A 21,545-nucleotide genomic window follows, 5' to 3' on the forward strand; every position below is an offset into this window, starting at 1 on the left:
GGAAAACTCCTGTTTTCATTTATCCGAAACACACCGAACCAAGGCGCCCTGGCGACGTCAGTCGCTTCAGGCCAGCGGCAAGGTCCTTGTGCTTTTTCTGCGTATAGAGATCGTAGTAGGCTTGGTTCTTGCGGCCGACGCCGTGCTCGGCGCTGAAGCTGCCGCCGAAACGATCGACGGCGATCGAATAGACCCAATCGCGCAATCGCCGTTCGAAGGCGATATCGACTGGACCAGCCCGCGCCTCGTCGACGACCAGATTGAAATGCACGCCGCCGTCGCCGATATGGCCGAAGTCGAAGATTGCGACATCGGCAAAATGGCTGGGCAGTTCGAGCTTCATCCAGTCGCAGAACACCAGAACGTCGGCCCTGCGGAACGACAGATCGAAAGCGACCAGCCGGCCAGCATGTTTGACGCCTTCCGACAGGGCGTGACGCAGCGCCCACATCTCATGGGCTGGACCGACAAAGGCGTTGGCGAGGGGCGCGTCCTCCGCTTCCCAGACCTCGGCCAGCACCGTTTCCAGGACGGCATCGAGCGGCTGCTCGTCATCACGCGCAAGCCAACTGCGGGAAACCTCGGCCAGAATGACATAGTTGGGAATGTCACCATTCTGGAATGGATTGCGCAGCGACGGAACATAGGCAAGCGCTGCAGCGATCGCATTCCCCGACATGCCTTCGAAAGCCGACAGGTACGATCCGAGACGCTCTTCCATCGCCCGCAGCAGGCGCATGACGGCAGTGCCGGTTCGCGGCACCAGATAGGCTGTCGAAACCTGCCTCGGCAGACGCTCCAGGTTGAGCACGCATTCGGTGATAATGCCGAACGCGCCGGATGTTCCGACGAAAAGCTGCTTCCAGTCGACGCCCGTATTGTTCTTGCGCAGCCCCGACAGCAGATCGACCACGGTGCCAGCCTCGTCTGCCAGGACGACCTTCACACCCAGCGTATTGCGGCGCACGTCGCCATATTTCAGAAACCGCGAGCCGCCGGCGTTGGTTGCCAGCATGCCGCCCACCCGCGGATCGGCGCTGAGGTCGATCGGGAAGAAGAGGCCGCCGGGCACGAGCCGTCCGTTGATGTCCGACAGTCTGGTTCCAGCGTCGACGTGGATCGAGCGGTTGTCGATATCGAGATCGAAAATCGGTGTTATCCGGTCAAGGCTGAGCACGACCTGCGCTCCACTGGTATCCGGCGTCGAGCCGGAGACCAGGCCGGTGTTGCCGGACTGCGGGATGAGCGCGATATGCTCGCGAACGCAGTAGGCGACGCAAGCGGATACCTCCGCCGTGCCGCGAGGGCGCAGCACCAATGCGGCGCTACCCCGGTCATAGCGCGCGCCATTCTCATAGGCGGCCAGGCTGGCGGAATCCTGGACGACCCCGTCCGTGCCGAGGATTTCGACCAAAGCTGTCTTGTGCCGCTTGCCGATCATGCCGACTGTCTATTCCGCTGCCTGAACGCCGTGCAGAGCGCGTCGGCAGTCATCGATCGACGCCTGCTCGATCGTCGCATAGTGCTCGAATTCATCGAGGACGCTGGCGCCGAGGGCGGCCTCGAAGCGCTTCTGGTTGGGACTGGCGACGAAATCCTGGCCCGCCTCGTCGCCCAGATTGGACTGGAAAATGCCGGCAGCGCTGACGGGCAAGAAATCTTCGTAGACGATCGGGTCGAAACGGACGAAGCCATCCGCCACCAGCCGATCGACACCTTCCGCATGGACGCTGCCGACCTGACGCCCTCGCTCGGTCAGCGAATAGGTGAAATAGCCAAGGCCCGCAGTGCGGATACCGTCCCATGTGTCGGGAAACGACTGGAATGTCCGTGACAACGCCTCGACGTAATCAGCGGCATTTGACCCGTCGGCCGCCGGCCTGATGATTTTGCGCGTGGCGTCCAGCAGGCTGTCGTAGAGCGCCCTGCCCTTGGGAGTCAGCGCCACGCCGCGCTGCTCCATCTCGCCGAAACGCGCCGTGTGCGAGCCAGCCGTCCAGCCGCCGCTGCCTGACTTGAACGAGACCGGTTCGTCCAGTGCCTTGAACGATGTCTGCCTGAGCAGGATCGGGCACTGGCGAGTGGGTGGACCCTCGATGATCGCCTTGGGCTCGATGCCGCGCGACGGCATGCCCGTCTGCACCGCGTCGATGTCGAGCGTGCGCGGCGTCAGGTGGTTGATGTGCGGACCCTTGAAGGAGACCACGTCCGCGACCAGCCGATGCTGCTGGTGCAGCCTGTGGTACATCTCCATGCTGACGCAGGCCTGATCGTGCCAGCGGAAGGTCTCGAGGATTTCGGCGACAAACCGATCCGCATCGGCTTGATCTAGCCCGCCCTGGCTCTCGGCCCTTTCGGTGAGTTGGACGGCGCTGTCTGTGAAAATCCGACGAGCGGCAAGAATGGCCTCCGCCTCCATCCGCAGAGCCTCGTCGCCGATCAGGTCGATTCTGAGCAACGAGGTGAAGACGCGAAAAGGATTGCGGCTGAGCGCTTCGGCACCAACCGGACGAAACGCCGTCGCATGGACAGGCACGCCGGCCGTGCTGAGGTCATAGTAACCGACCGGATGCATACCCATCACCGCGAACACGCGCCGCATCATCGAGAGTTCGGCCGGCGTTCCAAGGCGGATCGCGCCGTGCCGCTCTTCCGAGATGCGGTCGAGCGAATCTGTCGCCTCGAGCCGCTGGCGCAGCACTGGCGTGGCATCCAGCACTTCGGCATTCACCTCGGCGACCAGTTCCATCAGCGTGCCGTAGGCGGGAACCTCGGTCCGGTACATGGCTGACATCGCCGCCGAAAAGGCAGAACGAATGTCATCGGATGCAACGAAAGCAGCATTTTGCACGGTGCGGTCTCGCTTTTGAGAAAACATGAGATCATTCCGGAAAAGAATGATATCGGATTTCCGACGGCATGGATCGCGATGATTTCCACTAGGTTGATGCGAGATAAGGATGATATTGAGCAGAAAGTTGATGCCGAACCTGGTTCCAATCCAGGCATTCGAATGCGCGGCAAGACACGCGAGCTTCACGCGCGCCGGCAGGGAGCTCAACCTGACCCAGAGCGCCGTCAGCCGTCAGGTCAAGGATCTGGAAGGTTATCTCGGCGCGCTGCTGTTCGAACGCATCCGGCAGCGCGTGGTGCTTTCCGAGGATGGGCGGCGCTTCCTGCCGGAGGCGCGAAAGTTGCTGCAGCAAGCCGAGGAAACGATGCTGCGCGCAATGTCGTCCGCCGACGCCAAATCGAGCCTGAGCATCGCCACCTTGCCGACATTCGGCAGCCGCTGGCTCAGTCCGCGATTGCCTGATTTCCTGCGCCAGCACCCGGGCGTGATCCTCAATGTCGGCTCGCGCTCGGCGCCGTTCGACTTCGAGGAAGAGAATTTCGAACTCGCCATCCACTACGGACAGCCGGTGTGGGCGCACGCCACGTGCACCTATCTCTGCAGTGAGTCGATCCTGCCGGTGGCCGGCGGTGCGCTGCTGGCGTCGGGACCCAAACCGGCGCCGGCCGATCTTCTCAACGAGCCCTTATTGCATCTGGCAACACGTCCGAGGCTCTGGGCGCAATGGCTGGAGTGGGCCGGGCTGCCCGGCGAGACAGCCTACAGGGGGCACCGCTTCGATCAATTCTCAATGATCATCGAAGCGGCGGTTGCCGGCATCGGTTATGCGCTGCTTCCACGTTACCTGATCGAGCAGGAATTGAAGTCCAGCGAACTTCAGGTCGTTCTGGACCTGCCGATGGAAACGGAAAATTGCTATTATGCCGTGCTGCCGGAGGTGAGTGCGCCTTCCGCCACAAGCCAGCGGTTCGTCTCTTGGCTTATAAGTCAGGTTGGAGGCCAGGCTTGAGGTTGCTGGAACCCTACCGTTCATCTTCCCGGTAGCAAGTTCGCTGCCATCGAATGAGCTCAGCTCTAATCGAGGCTAGCAGGCCAACCAGCTGAAGCGATAGTCAAGAGCACTCGAGTACCCCTCCGATGAGGCCAGGACTGCCCGCAAAACTAGCAGGTCGAACGACCGCTTATGGCGACCGCGACCTCCGCTCATGGTCACCCGCGATGTCCGCTTCCGGGCACGGCAAGGTTTGCGCTCTATGACCGACATGCTGAAGGGTTAAGGATGCCGTGGGGTGCACGAAGCCTCTCATGGCAGGAACCCGCGGGCCACAGTGGATGGCTTGGGATTTCGAGTTGCGGCTGAAGTCGGCGATGGCGTGACAGCCGGCCGTTGCGTATTCGCCCACTGTGTTCTCAGGCGCGACCGGCTTGCCATTGCGTCATTGCGTCTCTCGGAACGGCAATTTTGGCGCCGCGAATTCGAATGAAAAGGCCGCCTCGAAGGCCGGGCAAGCTTGCGCGGGTGGAGGGAGGCACCGGCGCAGGGGAACCTCATTGAACTGTACCGCGAAGACCCACATCGCTAATTCCCCGCACTCGCCATCTTCCGCCCGGCGGTCGCCTTCTCCAGCCATCCGAGCTCCATCTCCGGCACGGACGACAGCAGGAGATCGGTATAGTCGTCGAACGGCGGCGTCAGCACCTGGCTCTTCGCCCCATAGCGCACGACCTCGCCGCGATACATGACGGCGATGGAATCGGCGATCGACCTCACAGTCGCGAGATCGTGGGTGATGAAGAGGTAAGCCACCTGCTCGATCTGCTGGAGATTGAGCAACAGCTTCAGGATGCCGTTCGCCACCAACGGGTCGAGGGCCGAAGTTACCTCATCGCAGATGATGAGCTTGGGCTTGGCCGCCAGCGCACGGGCGATGCAGACGCGCTGCTTCTGGCCTCCCGACAGTTCGGCCGGATAGCGGTCGATGAAGCCCTTGCCCATCTCGATTTCCTCGAGCAGCTCCTTGACCCGTCGGTCGCGCTCGGCGCCCTTGAGGCCGAAATAGAAGGTCAGCGGCCGGCCGATGATCTTGCCGACGGTATGGCGCGGGTTCATCGCCACATCGGCCATCTGGTAGATCATCTGAAGCTGGCGGAGGTCTTCCTTGGTACGGCCGCCGAGTCGGTTGGAAAGCTTGCGGCCCTCGAAGGTGATCTCACCCTGCTGCGGCGGCAACAAGCCGGTGATCGCCCGCGCCAGCGTCGATTTTCCGGAGCCGGATTCACCGACCACAGCCAGCGTTTGGCCGGGATGGATATCGACCGAGACGTTCTTCAGCACCTTGATTACGCCCCGGCCATAGGCGGCCGTGACGTTCTTCACCGATAGGATCGGTTTCGGCGTCGGCTGCTTCTCTTCGTGCTCGATATGGTGGACGGAGACCAACGCCTGGGTATAGACTTGCTTCGGCTCCTTGATGATCCGATGGGCGGTGCCCGTCTCGACCATCTTGCCATGGCGCAGCACCATGATCTCGTCGGCCACCTGCGCTACGACCGCAAGGTCATGAGTGATGTAGAGCGCCGCGACGCCGGTAGCGTGGATTGCTTGCTTGATCGCGGCAAGCACGTCGATCTGCGTCGTCACGTCGAGCGCCGTGGTCGGTTCGTCGAAGATGATCAGATCCGGCTCGGGGCAGAGCGCCATGGCCGTCATCACGCGTTGCAATTGTCCGCCGGAGACTTGATGCGGATAGCGCTTGCCGATATTTTCCGGGTCGGGAAGGCTGAGCTTGCGGAACAGCGCCACCGCCCGGCGTTCGGCCTCGGCGCGGTTGGCTAAACCGTGCTTGAGCGAGCTTTCCACCACCTGGTCCATCAGCCGCTGGGCGGGATTGAAGGCCGCCGCCGCGGATTGCGCGACATAGCATACTTCATGGCCGCGCAGTTTGCGGATGCCGTTCTTACCCTGCTTGAGGATATCGCGGCCGTTGAGGATAACCTCGCCGCCGGTGATGCGCACGCCGCCGCGGCCATACCCCATCGGCGAGAGGCCGACGGTGGATTTGCCCGCGCCGGATTCGCCGATCAGGCCCAGCACCTTGCCTTTTTCCAGCGTCAGCGACACGCCATCGACGATGGTGATCGTCATCGGCTTTTCGCCGGGCGGATAGGTGGTCGCCTCAATGCGAAGATTGCGGATGTCGAGCAGCACATCAGCCATTGCCGCGCCCTCCCTTGAGATCGGTGGTGCGATTCAGGATCCAGTCGGCGACCAGATTGACGGAGATGGCGAGCGCGGCAATCGCCGCAGCCGGGATCAGCGCCGCGGGGATGCCGAAGATAATACCATCCTTGTTCTCCTTGACCATGCCGCCCCAGTCCGCTGCCGGCGGCTGCACGCCGAGGCCGAGGAAGGAGAGAGCGGAGAGGAATAGAATCGCATAGATGAAACGCAGCCCGAGTTCCGAGACCAGCGGCGACAGCGCATTGGGCAAGATCTCGGCGAAGATCACCCACCACTTGCCTTCGCCGCGCAGTTTGGCGGCCTCGACGAAATCCATGACGTTTAAGTCCGATGCGATCGCGCGTGACAGTCGGAAGACGCGGGTGGAGTCGAGCACACCCATGACGAGGATCAGCGTGACAATCGTCGAAGGCAGGACCGTGAGCACCACGAGACCGAAGATCAGCGTCGGGATCGCCATCAGCAGGTCGACGAAACGGGACATCAACATATCGAACCAGCCGCCGACCACCGCAGCAGTGAAGCCGAGGATTGCGCCCATCGAGAAGGAAAGCAGTGTCGCCAGAACCGCGATCAGGATCGTCGTCTGGGCGCCATAGATCATGCGCGAGAGCAGGTCGCGGCCAAGATTGTCGGTGCCGAAGAGAAATTTCGCCGATATCGGCTCCCAGAGTCCACCAGCGATGTCGCCGAGGCTGTAGGGGGCGATCCACTGTGCAAAGATCGCCGCGAGGAAGAAAAGGGCGGTGATAACAAGGCCGATCAGGGCGCCGATGGGAATACGTCTTAACATGGCGCTCCTTACCTCGGATGCCTGAGGCGCGGATTAGGGAGAATGGACGCCACGTCGGCCACGACATTGAGGAAGATATAGACGGCGGCGAAGATCAGGCCGACGGCCTGGACGACGGGCACGTCGCGTTTGGCGACGTGATCGACCAGATATTGGCCCATGCCGGGATAGACGAAGATCACCTCGACGACGACGACGCCGACCACGAGATAGGCGAGGTTGAGGATCACGACATTGATGATCGGGGCAATGGCATTGGGGAAAGCATGATTGCGGATGATCTCGAACGCCGTCAGGCCCTTCAGTTCCGCAGTCTCGATATAAGCCGACTGCATTACGTTGAGGATCGCCGCCCGCGTCATCCGCATCATATGTGCGAGGATGCCCAGGGTCAGCGCGGTGCAGGGCAACGCTATCGCCTTCATCCTGTCGAGGAAGGGCATGCCGTCATAGATCATCGAAATGCCTGGGAATATCTGGAACTTGACGGCAAAGAAATAGACGAGGAGATAGCCGATGAAAAATTCCGGTAGCGACGTCAAGGCGAGGGCAACGCCCGAAATAGCCTTGTCGATTGGACCATTGTGATAGCGGACGCCGAGCAGGCCAAGGACGACTGCCAAGGGAACTGCCACGATCGCCGCCCAGAAGGCCAGAAATAAGGTGTTCCAAAGCCGCTCCTTGATTGAGGTGGCGATAGCGAGCTTGGTCGTCAGCGCCGTGCCCAGGTCACCCTGCAGAATTCCGAAGAGCCAGTGGAAATACCTGACGTAGGCAGGGTCGTAGAGGCCCATTTCTTTTCTGAGATTATCGAGCGCCAGCGGCGTTGCCGCTTGGCCGAGAATGGACTGCGCGACGTCGCCCGGCAGGAGATTGGTACCGACGAAGATCAGCACCGAAACGGCCAGCAATAGCAGTATGCCTAGCGCAACGCGCTGGGCGATAAGTTTGGGAATCATGCTCGTAGGGCCTCAGGCATTGAGCCATGGACAGCGCGGAGCCGCCCATAAGTTCCTGGTTGCCATTCGCGACCCAGCCGCCAACCTGTGGCGTCGATGAAGTCGTTGAACAATCGGTATGATCACCCCGCCTAAAGCTTCTTGCGCTCTGTCGGCATCGAGTTCGCCGCGTGCCTGGACCGGCATCTGGTCGAACTTCTCGTTGAGGAGTGAGACTCGTTCCATGCCGCTTAAGACTTGTACTCGAGGGAAGGTCATGTTTTGGGTCAGACAGCTGCCAAAAAAATAGCCGCGAAGGGCCATTTGTCGTCGTGTGAATAGTAACCGTCGCCAAGCACCGCGGCCCGACCTAAAAACTCGCATCGGGACGGCTTACCTTTCACGACGCGCTGACTGAGAAAACCCATTTCTATCGTTCCTATGAAACGTCTAACGCTGCCGCGTGACGACCTCCTACAGCATCACTGCCCGAGCGTCTCTTGCTCGAGTAGGCGGCCCCACCCTTGGCTCGGCACCACTTTTTCTAATCTGCTATAAGTCTGAATGGTATAACCGTGCAGGTAAACCGTAATTATTCTGATGTCTGCATAAGCTCAGGTTATGTTGATGCGCCGGTTTGGTTCAGGGTTGGAATCTAATTGTAAGCCAGGCGCTCGGTTCTCAAATTAACTACATTGGGGAAGAAGCTCTCACACACGATCTCGGGCTATTGGGTCTCGGTGGCGTTAGTGGATCTCTCGCTGTTTCACCCATCTTGTGACCGCGCAGCATTCGGAGCCTCTCCGGTCAGCCACGCAGAAGATGGCACAGCAGGGCTGGCCGTGATTGTTGAGGAAGCGCAGCACTATGTCCGAAGATCAGATTGGGAGACCATCCACGGTTTTGTTCAGGCTGCGCGCCCCTGCCAGGAAGCCGGTTTCGATGGGTCGAAGTTTGGGCTGCCTGTCCCGGACTGGTCGATCAGTTCTGGACACCCTGGACAAACCAACGGGACGACCAATCAGGAGGCTCGCGGGAAAACCGCACGCGGATCTCCCGCGAGATCCTGACGCGTTCCGCGAAACATGCGGCCGAGATTCTATCGTTGGACTCTCGGCCGCGACGGGCCCGACCAAACAGTTGCGCTCAGCCGTCAGGACCTTGCGGAGATCATTCGGCTGCATGATGAGCAAGGGCCGATCGACTACTGGACCTGCGGCAGCCGCTACCTCAATTTCACAAGATAATGCCGTCTCTTTACCCAGAGAAGCTTGGCGCCGGATCTTCAGCGACACTCAAAATGCATGGTCAAGGCGGCCCTTGTGATGGCCCCAAAGCCATATCAGGTCGCCTGAAAACGCTGAAACCGTGCTCGGCGAGAAAGCTACAGACCTGAATCTCTATCGTCCGGGGCCAGATGGCCGACCCGCATCTGGCAGCAAGCTCGCCCGCGTTACCGAAACCGTCTCGCGCAGCCGTCTGGCCTTCGCCGCCGCCTGTCCCGAGGGCAAGTCCGTTCCGAGCGATCGCCATCACGCTGCAGCCCGCAGCGCTTTGAGCACCGGGGCATCTAATCCCCAATGAACCCGCATCAGCCGACCTACAGCGCGTTCCAAAGTCCATTTTCAACTGTGGTATAAAGACGCCCAATACCTTCATGACCGAACGATCAGCGACAAGGGAGCAAAGCTGCTCGTGAATAGGACGGCCTAGTGATGAGGTTGTGAAAAATAATCCTCCCGTGGCGAAGCGTGCAGCCTGCGGACCCAAACCTCGTCCGGCCGCACGTTCAAAAAATGAATAAGCAAATTCGGGATTAGTACTGTCGTCGTAGTCCTGTAGACCGCAGCGACCGATAAACATGGTCCAGCATTGCACTTTTCGTACACAAGCCAGACGCCAAAGCTGTTCTTCCGCCACTGGGCCGAGTATCGATCGAGGCATTCGTGCACGTGCCCAATGGTCTGGGGCACATCGTTGAAGATTGCCTTTTGCACAAGCGGATCGTTGTGCAGTTTTAACAACTCTGCCTCGCGTCCACGTTGTATTGGGGGAGGATTAAACGTTCGGTCTGATGTGTGATCATCGGTGTTCTCCCAATCGGAACGTTTTCGTGGAGCCACAAGGGCACCTGGTGACTCATTTCATCACTGGCACGCTCATGAATTCTCTCAAAGCAGAGATCCGAGGCAGCGCCCTCTCGAAAGGGGGAAGATTCCGCTCGCACGTCATAGCCGATCGCACCCAACGCTTCTCGCAGGCTAGCTCGGGCGGCGACCCCTGAGATAGCAAGGGATTAAGTCGCCGGAATCGAGCGCTGCCTGACGGCTCTCGGTGCTGGCGAGACGGCTGTCGGCGATTTCTGTGCCGAGGATCGCCACAAGCTTCTGACGTACCGGACCCTTGAGTAGCGACACCTCCTCGCGGGTGGCCTTCTGCAGTTCATGGCGGAGATCAGTGACAGTCGGTTCAGCAAATCCGGCATCGATGAGCGCCTGGAGGGCAGCCGCGGGCGGCGTGAAGGCGAAATTCGATTGCGATTCGCAGAGCCATGCCTTAACGATTCTACTCTCGGCCGCCCCTTCGGACCAGAACCAATCCGCTGCAATGAACCACCCACCGGGCTTCAGCACGCGTAGGACCTCCGAGTAGAGCGCCAGTTTGTTTCCAATGTGCAGCATCGCGTCCTTGGAGAAGACGAGGTCGAAGGTGGTATCCACAAACGGGAGCCTCCCCGGTGTGACCAGTTGGAAGGAGACGCGCCCGGTGAGGCCCTTCCTTGCCGCTAGGTTGCTAGCCGATTTAATCAGCTGCGGCTCGACATCGATGCCGATGACTGCTGCCGCTCCGTGCTTCATAGCCAGCAGCACGTCGATGCCGCCCAGGCCGGAACCAATGTCGAGCACGTGGCGGTCGGAAATGTCCATACCCTCCAGCATGTCTGCGACCTTCTCCGGCCCGCCTGGCGAAAGCATGCCTTCGCCCCAGATGAGTTCCAGGGCATCGGTCAACTCCTTCGGATACTGCATATGGAATCTCCAGTAACGCCTGACATTGGCGGAATTTCTGCCTCCGGCAATCGCTTAATTGCTCCTTGCGGGCCACAAGGACGACCGCAAAATTATTCATCTACAAAAGACTTCGTACATCCGTGTTACCACGCACGAGGTAACTTTTTCTGGTATAAGGCGTTGAGTTTGAAATAACCCAATGTATGAGATCTATAACCGTCATGCCGTTCCTTTCCAACATCGCTGGAAAGATGCTCTCACTCCCCATCCCCGGGATATAGTTACATTCGAGGAAAACTATCTCAGATCGAGATGTGACTATGAAATCAAATCTGGCAAAATTATAAAGGTCAATAGCGGATGCTATAATCCTGGCGGCAGACTTAATCCTGTCTGAAATTGAATTGTTATGGTCGTCCACCGCCTCGAGATCGAACATGTCCTTATGAGACTTCTCCATCGAGCCAAAGAATTCTCTGTCCGTTTTGACCTCAATAACTGGAAGCGGTATGACATTAAGTGAATCTATTATACAGCCGCAAGAATATTCGTGGCCACGAACATACTCCTGCAATAAGGCGGTACTATCTTTCTCAAGTATTTCATTGACTAGTGCGACCACCTCTCTCCCAGAGGTTGCCGGTTCATGAAACACCTCGGTAAGTAGTGATGAGCCTAGCGAGTTCGGCTTCACAACAATAGGACCTCGGAACGAACTGGCAATTTGCTCCTCACTTAGTTTATCGTTAGCTTTGATTAGTCTTGTCTTAGGAACCATTATAATATCGCTAGGCAATAGCGAAGAAACGAAAGACGACATCGCGTACTTATTCATTGTCAACGATGCGACTTGGGGATCGCCGAACGTACCTCTTAAGCCTAAAAGTGCAGCAAGCGTTTGGATTCCTCCGTCTTCTCCAAACTGTCCATGCAATAAATTGACAACGTATTCGTTGCGCGACGCAATCTCGTCAAGTGCATTTACCAAGGTACGCCCATGCGCAGTGCCAGTACCGGAAATAACGTGATGTAGATCAGAGATTGTAAAGGTCTCGCTAAATGGAAGCGTTCTAACAAGTCCGTCTTCATGTCTTACGTGATGTATATTCTTAACGTCGAACGGTCGTTCGATATTAGGAATGCCTAAGTAACTAGAGATAACGTGTTCCAACGATGATACTGAGGAGTCATATTCCGTCGATATCCCGCCAAATATGAACGAAACTTCAGGCCGCATTTTTCGTCACTCCGATCTGCTGAGGGGATGTCCATCATAGTATTTTGAAGGGTCTCAGACCCTGCCAACTCGTAGTTTTGACAGGCTGGAGCCGAAAGCCGTTCGGCTCTAACGACGGCAGTAAGCGCCCCAAGCCGGCGACTGCAACGCGAAAGATATGTGAAGCAAGCAGCTAGCGTCTTCGGCGGTAAACTGAGATGTGACGTTTGGAGCTTCCGGCGAATGCACCTCTTGCCCAATCTTCCCAACGCTCCGCCAGCTCCAGTCCTACGTATTCGGCCATGGTGTCAAGTTCCTGATGGTACACGTAGCGAATGTTATGTGGTAAACGTCGAACCGATGTTCCGGAAAACCAGAGAAGGGTCGAGACTACGTTTTGCTTTAGAGATTCGTGGACCTCCGCAATCAGGATCGTATTCTCATGATCTAAGAGAACCGTACTAGCTCTCTGGCCGTGTACGAAACCATCCAGGTCTGGCACAGCAATTTCTATTAACAGAGTTCCTTCATCATCTAATGCAGCGGCAGAAGATCGAAGGCAAGCTAATTGTGCTTCGCGTGTGAAAAGCAGTTGGAACGTGTTATAAACGCAATACACTAGATTGTATCGTTGCTCAGAGCGAAAATTCGCGATATCTGCCTTCCAAGCCTTGACAATATCACTTCGCTTGGCAAGAACTCTTAACATGCTGTCCGAATTGTCAATACCGTCGACCCTTACGCCTCGCTCGCTCAGCGGAACTGCCACTCGCCCGCCGCCAACACCAAGCTCAAGAGCGTTGCCCCCATTGCAATAACGATCAAGAAAGGCGACAGCAGCATCAACCTCGTCGATCCTTCCTCGTATGCGGGTATAATGGTCATATGTAGACGCCCAGTTTTCATCATACATTACGTCATCGCACATATTGTCTCTCTCTTCTGTCCTTGCGGTTGCCCGAGTTGGGGATCTCATACGAGTTCATCGGCGCGAACCTCGAACCGGATCGTTGCTTGAATGAATGTCACAGGGAAAAAGCAAGAAATGCGCCAACTGAGAAACAGTCGGAGTTTACTGCGTTAGCCCCCCGAGACTGTTCTTGTGTGTCGGATATGAAACAATTTTGTCGGACGGGCGACAATTATCGACCGAATTGCGAAGGGCACTTTCTCTCAGGAGGCAGCGTGCGAGGGGGCGGTTGGTTCCTTCACACATGGCGGTCTTGCGCAGTCGCGGCGAACCTTGTCCTGACATGCTTGAGGCCGAGATCGCAGCAGACCTTGACGAAGGCCTTCGATCTTTAACAGATGCCGTAGTCGGTAATTTCACCCAGCACCTTGACGCCGAAGCTGGCGTAATAAGCGATGGCAGCTTCGAGGAAGGTGACAGCGCGCTCTTTGCGCTGGTCGGGCATGACTTGGACGAAAGCGACGCGCGAGGCATCATCGATGCAGACATGGAGGAACTACCAGGCGATGCCGAGATGGCGGTTGACCGCGCCCGGATATCGCCCGGTGATGGGGTGTCCCAAATGCACGCGCTGATAGGCGGCGCACCGGTTCTGCCGGTGCCCGGTATTCAGCCGCGACAGGCCGGCGCGTGCCAGCACCGGGCTCACCGTCGCTTCCGACACGCCCGTTTTGCATGGCGATGTGCTCGCCGGTGAGGCGCCGTCGGCGCAGCGCCACGATCGCATCCGCCACCGCGGCTCGGTTCGCCTCGGGCTTGTCTTGGGCTGTGGGGAATGATCGAGCATGCTGGCGCTTCCCTCGATTCGGAAGCGGTCCACCCAAGGCGCCACCACCTTCGCCGTCACCCCGCATGTCCGCGCCGGCCTTCAACAACGTCGCGGGCCATCTCCTCTCGACGCAGCGGCGTCAGACGGAAATTCTTGTGGATGTTCATTCGGTCCTCCGAGAATCACTGAAGCTTCGACAACATCAGCTTTCTCGATCGGGGCCGGATGGACAACGTCCCGAAGGCTCACAGCTGATCGAAGGAACGAGAATATTCAACATATTTTGCCACCAGTTCCTTCGCGCGGTCTTCGCACTCGTCCAGCGCTATTGCCTCGCAATCGTAGCCGAGCAACTCACGCATAACTTCTGCCGACTCTCCCGTGAAGCGCACGGTCCCGTCGCTTTCCACGGCCTCAATCCCGTCATATTTCTGACATTCCGTGTTGATCTCCTCCGCATGGTCAAGCGACAGGCCTTCGGGCAAATCGATTGAGATACCTGTCGGAGCAATCCTAACGGGATAGCCTCCGACAAGCCCAAGTGGACCGGGCGCATGAACGACGCGCTCTATCCGGTCGGCCAACGCCCGCAGGACGTTTGTCGCCGACGATGCGGTCACCGCATGTCCCGCCAGGCCTTCCACCCCCCGAAAGTGTGTGGCAACGTTCGCGAAGAGATTATCGTGAGCCAATTCCTCAGGCCTAAGTCTCTGGCCCTCCTGATATATGGCCAAATAGTAGGGCGCTCCGTCCGTGGAACCGATCCTCTGAATACGATCACTGACAAAGTGTTGGGCAAAGAACCGCACGTCGATCGCTTTCAGTTCGCAACCCAGAAGATGCGCGGCCGCCAACCTGATGCCCGGTACGGCATTCGCGATGTTGCCGATCCCGATCGCCGGCGAGAGACCCTCGGCTACAAGGGCGGCATTCGTTACATCAGGGTAGGATGCATTCACGACCATGCTCTCAAGTCCGGCCTCTCGCACGGCCTTCATCAGGCGTCGCACGAGAACTAGGTGCAATGGAATCCAGACCCCAGCGCCTGCTCTGTCGATTTGGCGATAAGCTGAGGCGGCAATTGCGTTATGATCTCCCTTGAATGCAATATCGATGCGTTGAAGATGATGTCAGGACGGAGAGCCGCCAGTCGCTCTGCTGTAGCGTCCATATTCATCAGATCGATAGGCACCACCTCGATGGTCGGATGTGACCGAGATTCAGGGCCGTGTATCTCGCAAGGTTAGCCTTTAAAAAGGCCCGCTGCACATCTCTTGCCCCGAGGTGCAAATTGTAGGGTCTGCCGCTTTGACTGAGAAAATCGAGAACATCTCCCCCATGCACGCCATGTCCAATAATCAGGATATTTATGCGATCTAGCATAAAATCCCTCCGCAACGAGATCCAATTAAATCGAGCTGTAAGCTTATGGCCGACGTATAGCCGAGATACAAGGCAGTGCTGCGTTAAATATATATGATGACTACGCAATTTATGATTAACAAATATTCATCAATTTTAAACAACACTGACGCCCGCCTGTCGCAATCCCACCATATGGCTCGGAAGATATCGGAGTGCGCGACGGATCTAGTTTGTAGCATGAGAGTTAACGCGCTGCGTTGCGAGGTTGCGAGCTTAAAGAAAACGGGAACGGAGAGCAGAAGATGGTGCCACTAGTACGTCCTGCCAATGTTGTATTTGAGATCGATCTTGGGGCGGTTCAGGCGAACTTCCAGGTCATCTCGGCACTTGTTGGGCCACACGTAAGGGTGGCTGGTGTCGTTAAAAGCGACGCCTACGGACTTGGTCTTGTACAGATTGCAAGAGCGCTCATCGATGCTGGCTGCGATCTGCTCTTCGTCGCCAACCTAGACGAAGCGTTGCTTTTGAGGGCATCACATGTAGACGGGGCAATTGCCGTTTTTTGCGATGAATTTGCGAAATTTCGCCGATGCTATCGATCCAACGGTCTCATACCGGTTGTGAACAATCTCGCCGAATTGGAGGCCATTGGTGCAACAGGGACGCAAACATACTTTCTCAACGTGGAAACGGGTTTCTCCCGCCTTGGGCTCGCCTTTGCCGACGTTCGTCGCGCGTATCTTTCTGGTACTTTCGACAGGTATCCTCCGTCGTTCGTACTCAGCCACCTCGCGTGCAGCGAACACGTTGCGGACCCGACTAATGTATTGCAAAGGAACCGCTTTCGGGCGGTCTACGATCTGCTTAAGCCCACCTGCGGCAGTCTTGCTGCCTCCGCTGGTGTCTGGCTGGGTAAATCCTATCATTTCGACATGGTACGGGTGGGCGCAGCACTCTACGGGCTCAATGACGCTGGCATTCAACCAAATCCGCTGCAGCCCGTCGCAAGGCTCCGAGCTAAAATACTCGAGGTGCGCAATGTTGCTAGGCGGGAGGCGGTTGGCTACGGCGCGACATTTCGTACGGTCCGGACTAGCCGCGTGGCGATCGCCGGGATCGGTTTTAAGCATGGCCTTCCATGGGCCTGCGCGAACAAGATATCCGTTCGGTTTGCTGGATATTCGGCCCCTTTAATTGGAACAATATGCATGGAATACATAGCGATAGATGTAACAGACGTTCCTGAATCACTTTGTGATTTAGGAACTTTTGTGGAATTGCTAGGTAATAATTTCACCCCGGATGACCTTGGAGCGGCCGTTGGCGTCAACCCACCGGAGCTGCTGACGCGCTTGGGTGCCGGCTGCACAAGACGGTATGTGAATTCTTCCTGTCCATCTGCCAGATTGCTGGCAAATCGCAATGCAGTCGACAGCGACTCGCACTAGATGCCGTAATGGGCCGGCCTTCGCGAGCATAGCCAGGTTGGGTGGCTGTCCCTCAGAATGATGGTGTTGAAACGGAGTCCGAGCGATCGGCTCCAAGCATCATGAGAGGAACAGCCATGGAACACTATGTGGAATCGATGTCTCTCTGGAAGAGAGCAGCGTGTGCATTGGGGCGCGACCGGAAGGATCATCCGCGAGGTCAAGATCGCCAGCGCGCCGGAGGCACTGGTGCGCCATTTCGACGAACTGGAATTGTCTGTCATCCGCATTGGGCTCGAGGCTGGGCCATTATCGCAGTGGCTGCATGCCGGGCTTGTGGCCGCCGGACGCGATGCGATTTTGCTCGAGACACCGCACGTGAAAGCGGCGCTCTCGGCTATGACGGTGAAGACCGACCGGAAAGATGCACGCGGGATCGCCCAACTGCTGCGGATGGGATGGTAACGCCCGGTTCATGTCAAATCGGTGACTTGCAAGGATAGCCGAGCCCTTCTTGTTGGACGCAAGCTTCTGCAAGGCAAGCTTCTCGACGTCGAACTGAGCATCCGCGGGATCCTGCGCGGTTACGGGCTGAAGGTCGGAGAAGTCAGTCGTGGAAGGTTTGAGGCGCGTATCCGGGAACTGACAGCAGGGCACATCGCTCTGGAGACAGTGATTGGTGCGATGCTGGCGGCGCGGACGGCGTTGTGGAGCGAGTTCACCAAGCTCCATCGCGAGATGCTGAAGATCGCGCGCGCTGACAAGGTCTGCCGCAGATTGATGAGCACACCCGGCGTCGGCGCCTTGGTTGCGCTCACCTATCGCTCGGCGGTGGATGACCCGACACGGTTTGGAAAATCCAGTACGGTCGGAGAAAAGTGGTGAATCTGTCCGACATTTGTAACATAGGGTGATCAGGCTGCGAGGATTGAAGTTTCGTGCCGGAGCGGCCTGAGATCGAGGTTTTCTGTCGCCAGTGAGGCTTAGGTGCTGCCATCCGAGCGGGGCGATTTGCTTGACTACCTCCGGCGGGGTGGCGATGCCCTTGCGATTGAGGTCAGCGAATGCCGGTTCGAGATACAGCGTGTTCCAGTAGACGATGACGTTGATCAGCAGGATCAGGCCTGGGGCGCGATAGAACTGGCTTTCGAATGTCCTGTCGCGAAGTTCGCCGAGGCGATTGAAGAACAGGGCGCGTGCCAGCGTGTTCTGGGCCTCGCTCTTGCGGAGGGGCCGCGCAGGCGTGGCACGAGCTGGAAGCCGAGCAGATGGCAGAGCGCAAAGCCCATGTCGCTGACGCCGCCGGTATCGACGTAGTGGGTTTCGATGGCGAGATCGCTGCTGTGATAGAGTAGCCCATCCAGAACATGGATGGCTTCGCTAGCATTGGCGCTCATGGTAATGATATGGAACGCGCCATACTGGTCTGACGTGAACCGGGAAAATTTGGCGCCGCGATTTGAACCGTAGCGCGCATTGAGGTCGCCTATAGCCTCGCCGGGACCGCCGGCCTGGAAGTACTGTCCGTCCGACGACGATGTGGAGCCGTCACCCCAGATCGCCGTGAGGGACAGGTTTCGTTGGGCATTGATGAGGATCGCATGTGCCGCGGTGTAGCCTTCCTCTCGAATGTGCCAGTCATGAACCCACGCAAGGTGCCGCATCGTCAGGCCTGGAGAAACATCCGCCATGCGGGTCAGGCCGAGATTAATGCCGTCGGCGAGAATGGCGGTGAGCAGCGCAAGCTTGTTGTCGGCGGACCGGCCCGTGCGCAGGTGGGTGAAGGCGTTCGAGAATCCTGTGCGGGCGTCCACTTCGAGGATCATGTTGGTGATTCGGATTGGTGGCAATCGGGACTCTACCTTGGGCTTCAACGACCTGGCGATATCGGGCAATGCAGCCTTATGCGGAGTGACGTTGAAGCCGATTTCGGTCAACTCGACATCATCGAGTTCTCCCGCCTCTGCGAGCCGAGCAAGGTCGGAGAGGCCTTTGTTCAGGATCGTTCGCTGTTCCTGGAGGTAGATTTCGACATCGGTCTCGACCGCGACTGGCAATGGCCCTTCCTCGCGCACCAGCTCGAACGTTGGCGTCGGAATGAGAAAGCTTTCGAACCACTGGAAGCGCATCATCAAATCCCCCGCAGCTGTCTGAGAGAGAATCTGCTGTCATACGCCTCAATCCGACAGGGTCGTCCGTAGACTAAGCCCACCCGACATGATCCTTTTTTGAAAGTTTCAGAAACAGATCGACCTAGAATCGGTATTCCGGATCGTCCGGGTTGCCAGACGCTTCGAAGGCGCAATAAGCGACCGACGTCGCAAGGTCCTTGCCATGCTTTTCGGTCGCTGCTTCTATCGCCTCGTCGTCAGTTAATCCCTGCCATCCCTCAACCACGCTGCCCCAATTTCCCATATCAATACCCTCGATCTGCTCGACAAATAAATACTCGATCTAGCTCTGCTCAACAGTTTTGCGCGATGCCGATCATAGGGCAGCGGCCGCATACGGCTGGGTTTCCAAATGCGCCGGGGCGGCGTCAATACCCATTTCAGAGGATACCCATTTCAGAGGATTGTGTTCTCGCCAGACGAGCTCCATCTTCGCCGCATGGGCTCGACCGAATCCAACCCGGCCTCCCTATGAAGAAGCGTAGGCTCGCCACCATGACCCGATTAGAAGCGAATAGCACGACCACACTGTATGCCGCTCGCAACGTGCAGCACCGTTATCGGCAAGAACATTCGGCGGCATCGCCATCAGGACCTCACAGGCATCAACGCCGATGTGCCGACCGGGGCCGCCATCAGCGCTTCACCTTCCATTTCACACCGACCTCGTGCTTGTGGCTCAACGCGGTCGAGGGCTTCTTCGCAAAACTGTCGAAGCGTCGCCTCTATCGAGGCGCCCTCCACTCGTCCGCGACCTCCATGCGGCAATCAACCGCTTCCGCCAAGAGCATAACCAGCAACCCGAGCCCTTCTTGCTAATCAACTAGCCACAAGATTGGCTTGTCCGCCATATAATCGGATGGTTCGCAAGTATAAAGTAAATTTTTGTTAGTCCTAATTTATATTTTTTACAAGATATTTTAATACTATTTAACGCGGACCGTCTGAGATGCCATATCGACAAATGACCTGATAAGGTCCGCCTCGTAGTCCCGCCACGTCATGCCATCCACCCGGGAGCGGCCTTGCGCCTGAGCGCGTAGAACGCCGTCCGAAGCGTGTCGACATTGATATGGTGGAAGAGCGCGGTGAACCGTTCCTTCTTCCTCAGCCTTGCGGCTTTCCGTACGCGGTCCAACGACTGGGACATGCGAGCCCGACTCTGTGTCCGGTGCATGCGTTGCTGTTCCGCGTTCCCCTTGGTCCCCGGCCTTGGCTCCACCAACTCTGCTGCCTGTTGTCCGGCTTTGTTCGTCGGCTTTACGGCTACTATGCCGGAGTCAGACTTCTCCTGTCCGTTCATCATCGGCTACGGCTCCTCGCCTTTTCCTCCGTGCGGATCGAACAGCTCGCCGGTCCGGGCAGGAGATCTCAAGGCCCGTGCCACCGCCGCCTATCAGGCCCCCTCGCGCGCCATTGCCCGCGATCTCGCCGCCGGTCTGGTGAAGGACTACGAGACCGAGCTGCCGAGCGCGGTCGCGCTGCTTCATGGACGACTTCGAAGCGGCAATCGCGGATCTGAGAATGCCGATCACTCACCGCCGCGCCATCAGGACCACCAATCTTATGGAACGTCTGTTCGTCGAGGAGCGGCGCAGGCTAAAGATCATTCCCAATGGCTCCGGCGAGAAGCCCGTTCTCAAGCTCATGTTCGGCGCCATGATCCGAGCTGCCGAGCGGTGGCGGGCAATCAGGATCACCGACTTCGAGCGCCGCCAGATGACCGCCGTCAGGCAGGAACTCGATCAGGAATACGAGGCCCGAAACAGCCTCGACAAGAAAGCAGCGGCAAAGGAGCCCCGCCAGAATTTATCCAGCAGTTCCCGGACTTGACCCGATGGAACAGCACGGGCCCAGACAGTTTCTCGGGAGCAGAACCCGCGCCTCTTTCAGCTGCTTACCTCGTTAAAGGCGAAAAGCGGGGTGGGTGTGCCTTGTAACACATCGCTGAATTTCAATGGCACGGCTTCATCAGTCGCGTAAGCTTCCGCAATTCCAAGGGCTTGACGCGACGAAATGCTCCTGGGCGATGAACGTCGCCAAGCGGCGCAGCCAGCAGAAAGCCACCGTTGCGCTCGCCCGCCGGCTGGCGGTGATCATGCATCGCATCTGGAGCGACGGCGCACAGTTCCGCTAAACCAGGACGCAAATCATGCCGGTCGCCCAATCGCGCGCAGGCGTTGCAACAGATCCTTCAAAGAACTTCACAGACTCTTAGCAACTCCAGACCGCTGGGAGTGGTAAGCAACAACACAATTGGGTCTAACCTGTAGCATCTGCGGAGACGCCAAATGACAAAATCAGCAGGAGGGATATCGAGTCTTTCCATTTGGGCTGATGCTGACCAATGATGACACTGGTTAGTCGCCTACGCATGGCAGCGCATCCTGACCGCCTTCGAATCCTGGGCCTTTGTGCGCATGCGGACCTAACTGTATGCGAGCTAGCGGAGATTCTGGGCGTGTGTCGAGAGCGGGTTGCGCGACACGTCCGGCTGCTCGCCAGAGCCGACTTTCTTTGCTGCAACGAACAGCCTCCGTGGCGCTCGTACCATCTCAACGCAGGATCCAACGACGGCGGGCTGGTTCAATTATTGGTCGATCTCCTGCCCCATCGCGACGGCTATCATAAACAGGACCTGCAGCGGCTCGAAGCGGTACGAGACACGCGGCCGAAGGGGACCGCGTGCTTGATCGTGAAATAGATCAATTCAATTGGAGCGCGAAGCTACCATGGACAACTCCGCAGACGGCGCGATCGCACAGCCCGACACCCACGGGCGGTCTCGCT

General features: G+C 58.0%; 17 protein-coding genes and 6 pseudogenes. 9 read left to right on the forward strand and 14 right to left on the reverse strand.

Features of this window, described 5'->3' with window-relative positions; translation table 11 throughout:
- Nucleotides 1–19: 19 nt before the first annotated feature.
- Together NKJ00_RS26110 and hglS are read right to left on the reverse strand one after the other, a co-directional pair.
- Entirely contained in the window at nt 20–1,441 is a 1,422-nt protein-coding gene (locus NKJ00_RS26110; protein ID WP_352631839.1) for an FAD-binding oxidoreductase, read from the reverse strand.
- Between the two features lie 9 nt (nt 1,442–1,450).
- Complete coding sequence (hglS, locus tag NKJ00_RS26115) at nt 1,451–2,851, reverse strand: 2-oxoadipate dioxygenase/decarboxylase HglS (RefSeq protein ID WP_352631870.1); 1,401 nt, start codon at nt 2,849–2,851, stop codon at nt 1,451–1,453.
- A 109-nt stretch (nt 2,852–2,960) separates the two neighbouring features.
- On the opposite strand from hglS, the gene NKJ00_RS26120 reads away from it, so the two are divergent.
- Entirely contained in the window at nt 2,961–3,863 is a 903-nt protein-coding gene (locus tag NKJ00_RS26120; protein WP_352631841.1) for a LysR family transcriptional regulator, read from the forward strand.
- A gap of 570 nt (nt 3,864–4,433) precedes the next feature.
- Here the strand turns inward: NKJ00_RS26120 and NKJ00_RS26125 are convergent.
- Genes NKJ00_RS26125 through NKJ00_RS26135 form a run of 3 tightly spaced genes read right to left on the reverse strand, consistent with a single transcriptional unit; the run spans nt 4,434 to nt 7,847 of the window.
- Complete coding sequence (locus NKJ00_RS26125) at nt 4,434–6,071, reverse strand: ABC transporter ATP-binding protein (protein WP_352631843.1); 1,638 nt, start codon at nt 6,069–6,071, stop codon at nt 4,434–4,436.
- Complete coding sequence (locus tag NKJ00_RS26130; protein ID WP_352631845.1) at nt 6,064–6,888, reverse strand: ABC transporter permease; 825 nt, start codon at nt 6,886–6,888, stop codon at nt 6,064–6,066. The genes NKJ00_RS26125 and NKJ00_RS26130 overlap by 8 nt, the downstream gene beginning before the upstream one ends.
- 8 nt (nt 6,889–6,896) lie before the next feature.
- Nucleotides 6,897–7,847 (reverse strand): ABC transporter permease, encoded by a 951-nt coding sequence (locus tag NKJ00_RS26135; protein WP_352631847.1) that lies wholly within the window; start codon nt 7,845–7,847, stop codon nt 6,897–6,899.
- A gap of 863 nt (nt 7,848–8,710) precedes the next feature.
- On the opposite strand from NKJ00_RS26135, the pseudogene NKJ00_RS26140 reads away from it, so the two are divergent.
- A pseudogene (locus NKJ00_RS26140) lies at nt 8,711–9,264 on the forward strand (oxidoreductase); the annotation flags it as partial.
- Between the two features lie 823 nt (nt 9,265–10,087).
- On the opposite strand, the gene NKJ00_RS26145 reads toward NKJ00_RS26140, so the two are convergent.
- The 5 genes from NKJ00_RS26145 to NKJ00_RS26170 form a co-directional block, all read right to left on the reverse strand.
- Nucleotides 10,088–10,855: a methyltransferase domain-containing protein gene (locus NKJ00_RS26145; RefSeq protein WP_352631849.1), complete on the reverse strand. Its 768-nt coding sequence runs from the start codon at nt 10,853–10,855 to the stop codon at nt 10,088–10,090.
- A gap of 100 nt (nt 10,856–10,955) precedes the next feature.
- Complete coding sequence (locus tag NKJ00_RS26150; RefSeq protein ID WP_352631851.1) at nt 10,956–12,074, reverse strand: D-alanine--D-alanine ligase family protein; 1,119 nt, start codon at nt 12,072–12,074, stop codon at nt 10,956–10,958.
- A gap of 172 nt (nt 12,075–12,246) precedes the next feature.
- A complete protein-coding gene (locus tag NKJ00_RS26155) occupies nt 12,247–12,966 on the reverse strand; it encodes a class I SAM-dependent methyltransferase (protein ID WP_352631853.1) in 720 nt (239 codons plus the stop codon).
- Nucleotides 12,967–13,519: 553 nt separating this feature from the next.
- Nucleotides 13,520–13,687: a hypothetical protein gene (locus tag NKJ00_RS26160; protein ID WP_352631874.1), complete on the reverse strand. Its 168-nt coding sequence runs from the start codon at nt 13,685–13,687 to the stop codon at nt 13,520–13,522.
- A 350-nt stretch (nt 13,688–14,037) separates the two neighbouring features.
- A complete protein-coding gene (locus NKJ00_RS26170; RefSeq protein ID WP_352631855.1) occupies nt 14,038–14,757 on the reverse strand; it encodes a hypothetical protein in 720 nt (239 codons plus the stop codon).
- Between the two features lie 702 nt (nt 14,758–15,459).
- On the opposite strand from NKJ00_RS26170, the gene alr reads away from it, so the two are divergent.
- Complete coding sequence (gene alr / locus NKJ00_RS26175) at nt 15,460–16,605, forward strand: alanine racemase (protein ID WP_352631857.1); 1,146 nt, start codon at nt 15,460–15,462, stop codon at nt 16,603–16,605.
- 85 nt (nt 16,606–16,690) lie between these two features.
- Nucleotides 16,691–17,457: pseudogene (locus NKJ00_RS26180) on the forward strand (IS110 family transposase); the annotation flags it as partial.
- Nucleotides 17,458–17,613: 156 nt separating this feature from the next.
- Here NKJ00_RS26180 and NKJ00_RS26185 read toward each other — a convergent pair.
- The 3 genes and pseudogenes from NKJ00_RS26185 to NKJ00_RS32250 form a co-directional block, all read right to left on the reverse strand.
- Nucleotides 17,614–17,787, reverse strand: a pseudogene (locus NKJ00_RS26185) (Tn3 family transposase); the annotation flags it as partial.
- Nucleotides 17,703–18,716 (reverse strand): Tn3 family transposase, encoded by a 1,014-nt coding sequence (locus NKJ00_RS26190; RefSeq protein ID WP_352631859.1) that lies wholly within the window; start codon nt 18,714–18,716, stop codon nt 17,703–17,705. The gene NKJ00_RS26190 and the pseudogene NKJ00_RS26185, both read right to left, overlap by 85 nt.
- Before the next feature lie 121 nt (nt 18,717–18,837).
- Nucleotides 18,838–18,999, reverse strand: a complete 162-nt coding sequence (locus tag NKJ00_RS32250) for a Y4oE-related protein (protein WP_502906413.1) — start codon at nt 18,997–18,999, stop codon at nt 18,838–18,840.
- 146 nt (nt 19,000–19,145) lie between these two features.
- Between NKJ00_RS32250 and NKJ00_RS26195 the strand changes: the two are divergent.
- A pseudogene (locus NKJ00_RS26195) lies at nt 19,146–19,567 on the forward strand (transposase); the annotation flags it as partial.
- Between the two features lie 188 nt (nt 19,568–19,755).
- Here the strand turns inward: NKJ00_RS26195 and NKJ00_RS26200 are convergent.
- Nucleotides 19,756–19,905: a hypothetical protein gene (locus NKJ00_RS26200; protein WP_352631861.1), complete on the reverse strand. Its 150-nt coding sequence runs from the start codon at nt 19,903–19,905 to the stop codon at nt 19,756–19,758.
- Nucleotides 19,906–20,122: 217 nt separating this feature from the next.
- On the opposite strand from NKJ00_RS26200, the pseudogene NKJ00_RS26205 reads away from it, so the two are divergent.
- The 4 genes and pseudogenes from NKJ00_RS26205 to NKJ00_RS26220 form a co-directional block, all read left to right on the forward strand.
- A pseudogene (locus NKJ00_RS26205) lies at nt 20,123–20,588 on the forward strand (transposase); the annotation flags it as partial.
- A gap of 60 nt (nt 20,589–20,648) precedes the next feature.
- A complete protein-coding gene (locus NKJ00_RS26210; protein WP_352631872.1) occupies nt 20,649–20,738 on the forward strand; it encodes a hypothetical protein in 90 nt (29 codons plus the stop codon).
- Between the two features lie 37 nt (nt 20,739–20,775).
- Nucleotides 20,776–20,892, forward strand: a pseudogene (locus NKJ00_RS26215) (IS110 family RNA-guided transposase); the annotation flags it as partial.
- Between the two features lie 237 nt (nt 20,893–21,129).
- A complete protein-coding gene (locus NKJ00_RS26220; RefSeq protein WP_245260337.1) occupies nt 21,130–21,459 on the forward strand; it encodes an ArsR/SmtB family transcription factor in 330 nt (109 codons plus the stop codon).
- Nucleotides 21,460–21,545: the final 86 nt, after the last annotated feature.

Source organism: Mesorhizobium sp. M0227 (genome assembly GCF_040321855.1).
Taxonomy (GTDB): domain Bacteria; phylum Pseudomonadota; class Alphaproteobacteria; order Rhizobiales; family Rhizobiaceae; genus Mesorhizobium.

Excerpts from the sequence above, each read along its gene's own strand:
- NKJ00_RS26110 (WP_352631839.1), bottom strand. The coding sequence starts at position 1,441 with ATGATCGGCAAGCGGCACAAGACAGCTTTGGTCGAAATCCTCGGCACG.
- NKJ00_RS26120 (WP_352631841.1), top strand. The coding sequence starts at position 2,961 with ATGATATTGAGCAGAAAGTTGATGCCGAACCTGGTTCCAATCCAGGCA.
- NKJ00_RS26125 (WP_352631843.1), bottom strand. The coding sequence starts at position 6,071 with ATGGCTGATGTGCTGCTCGACATCCGCAATCTTCGCATTGAGGCGACC.
- NKJ00_RS26130 (WP_352631845.1), bottom strand. The coding sequence starts at position 6,888 with ATGTTAAGACGTATTCCCATCGGCGCCCTGATCGGCCTTGTTATCACC.
- NKJ00_RS26135 (WP_352631847.1), bottom strand. The coding sequence starts at position 7,847 with ATGATTCCCAAACTTATCGCCCAGCGCGTTGCGCTAGGCATACTGCTA.
- NKJ00_RS26145 (WP_352631849.1), bottom strand. The coding sequence starts at position 10,855 with ATGCAGTATCCGAAGGAGTTGACCGATGCCCTGGAACTCATCTGGGGC.
- NKJ00_RS26150 (WP_352631851.1), bottom strand. The coding sequence starts at position 12,074 with ATGCGGCCTGAAGTTTCGTTCATATTTGGCGGGATATCGACGGAATAT.
- NKJ00_RS26155 (WP_352631853.1), bottom strand. The coding sequence starts at position 12,966 with ATGTATGATGAAAACTGGGCGTCTACATATGACCATTATACCCGCATA.
- NKJ00_RS26170 (WP_352631855.1), bottom strand. The coding sequence starts at position 14,757 with ATGGTCGTGAATGCATCCTACCCTGATGTAACGAATGCCGCCCTTGTA.
- alr (WP_352631857.1), top strand. The coding sequence starts at position 15,460 with ATGGTGCCACTAGTACGTCCTGCCAATGTTGTATTTGAGATCGATCTT.
- NKJ00_RS26190 (WP_352631859.1), bottom strand. The coding sequence starts at position 18,716 with ATGATGCGCTTCCAGTGGTTCGAAAGCTTTCTCATTCCGACGCCAACG.
- NKJ00_RS32250 (WP_502906413.1), bottom strand. The coding sequence starts at position 18,999 with ATGGGAAATTGGGGCAGCGTGGTTGAGGGATGGCAGGGATTAACTGAC.
- NKJ00_RS26200 (WP_352631861.1), bottom strand. The coding sequence starts at position 19,905 with ATGTCCCAGTCGTTGGACCGCGTACGGAAAGCCGCAAGGCTGAGGAAG.
- NKJ00_RS26220 (WP_245260337.1), top strand. The coding sequence starts at position 21,130 with ATGGCAGCGCATCCTGACCGCCTTCGAATCCTGGGCCTTTGTGCGCAT.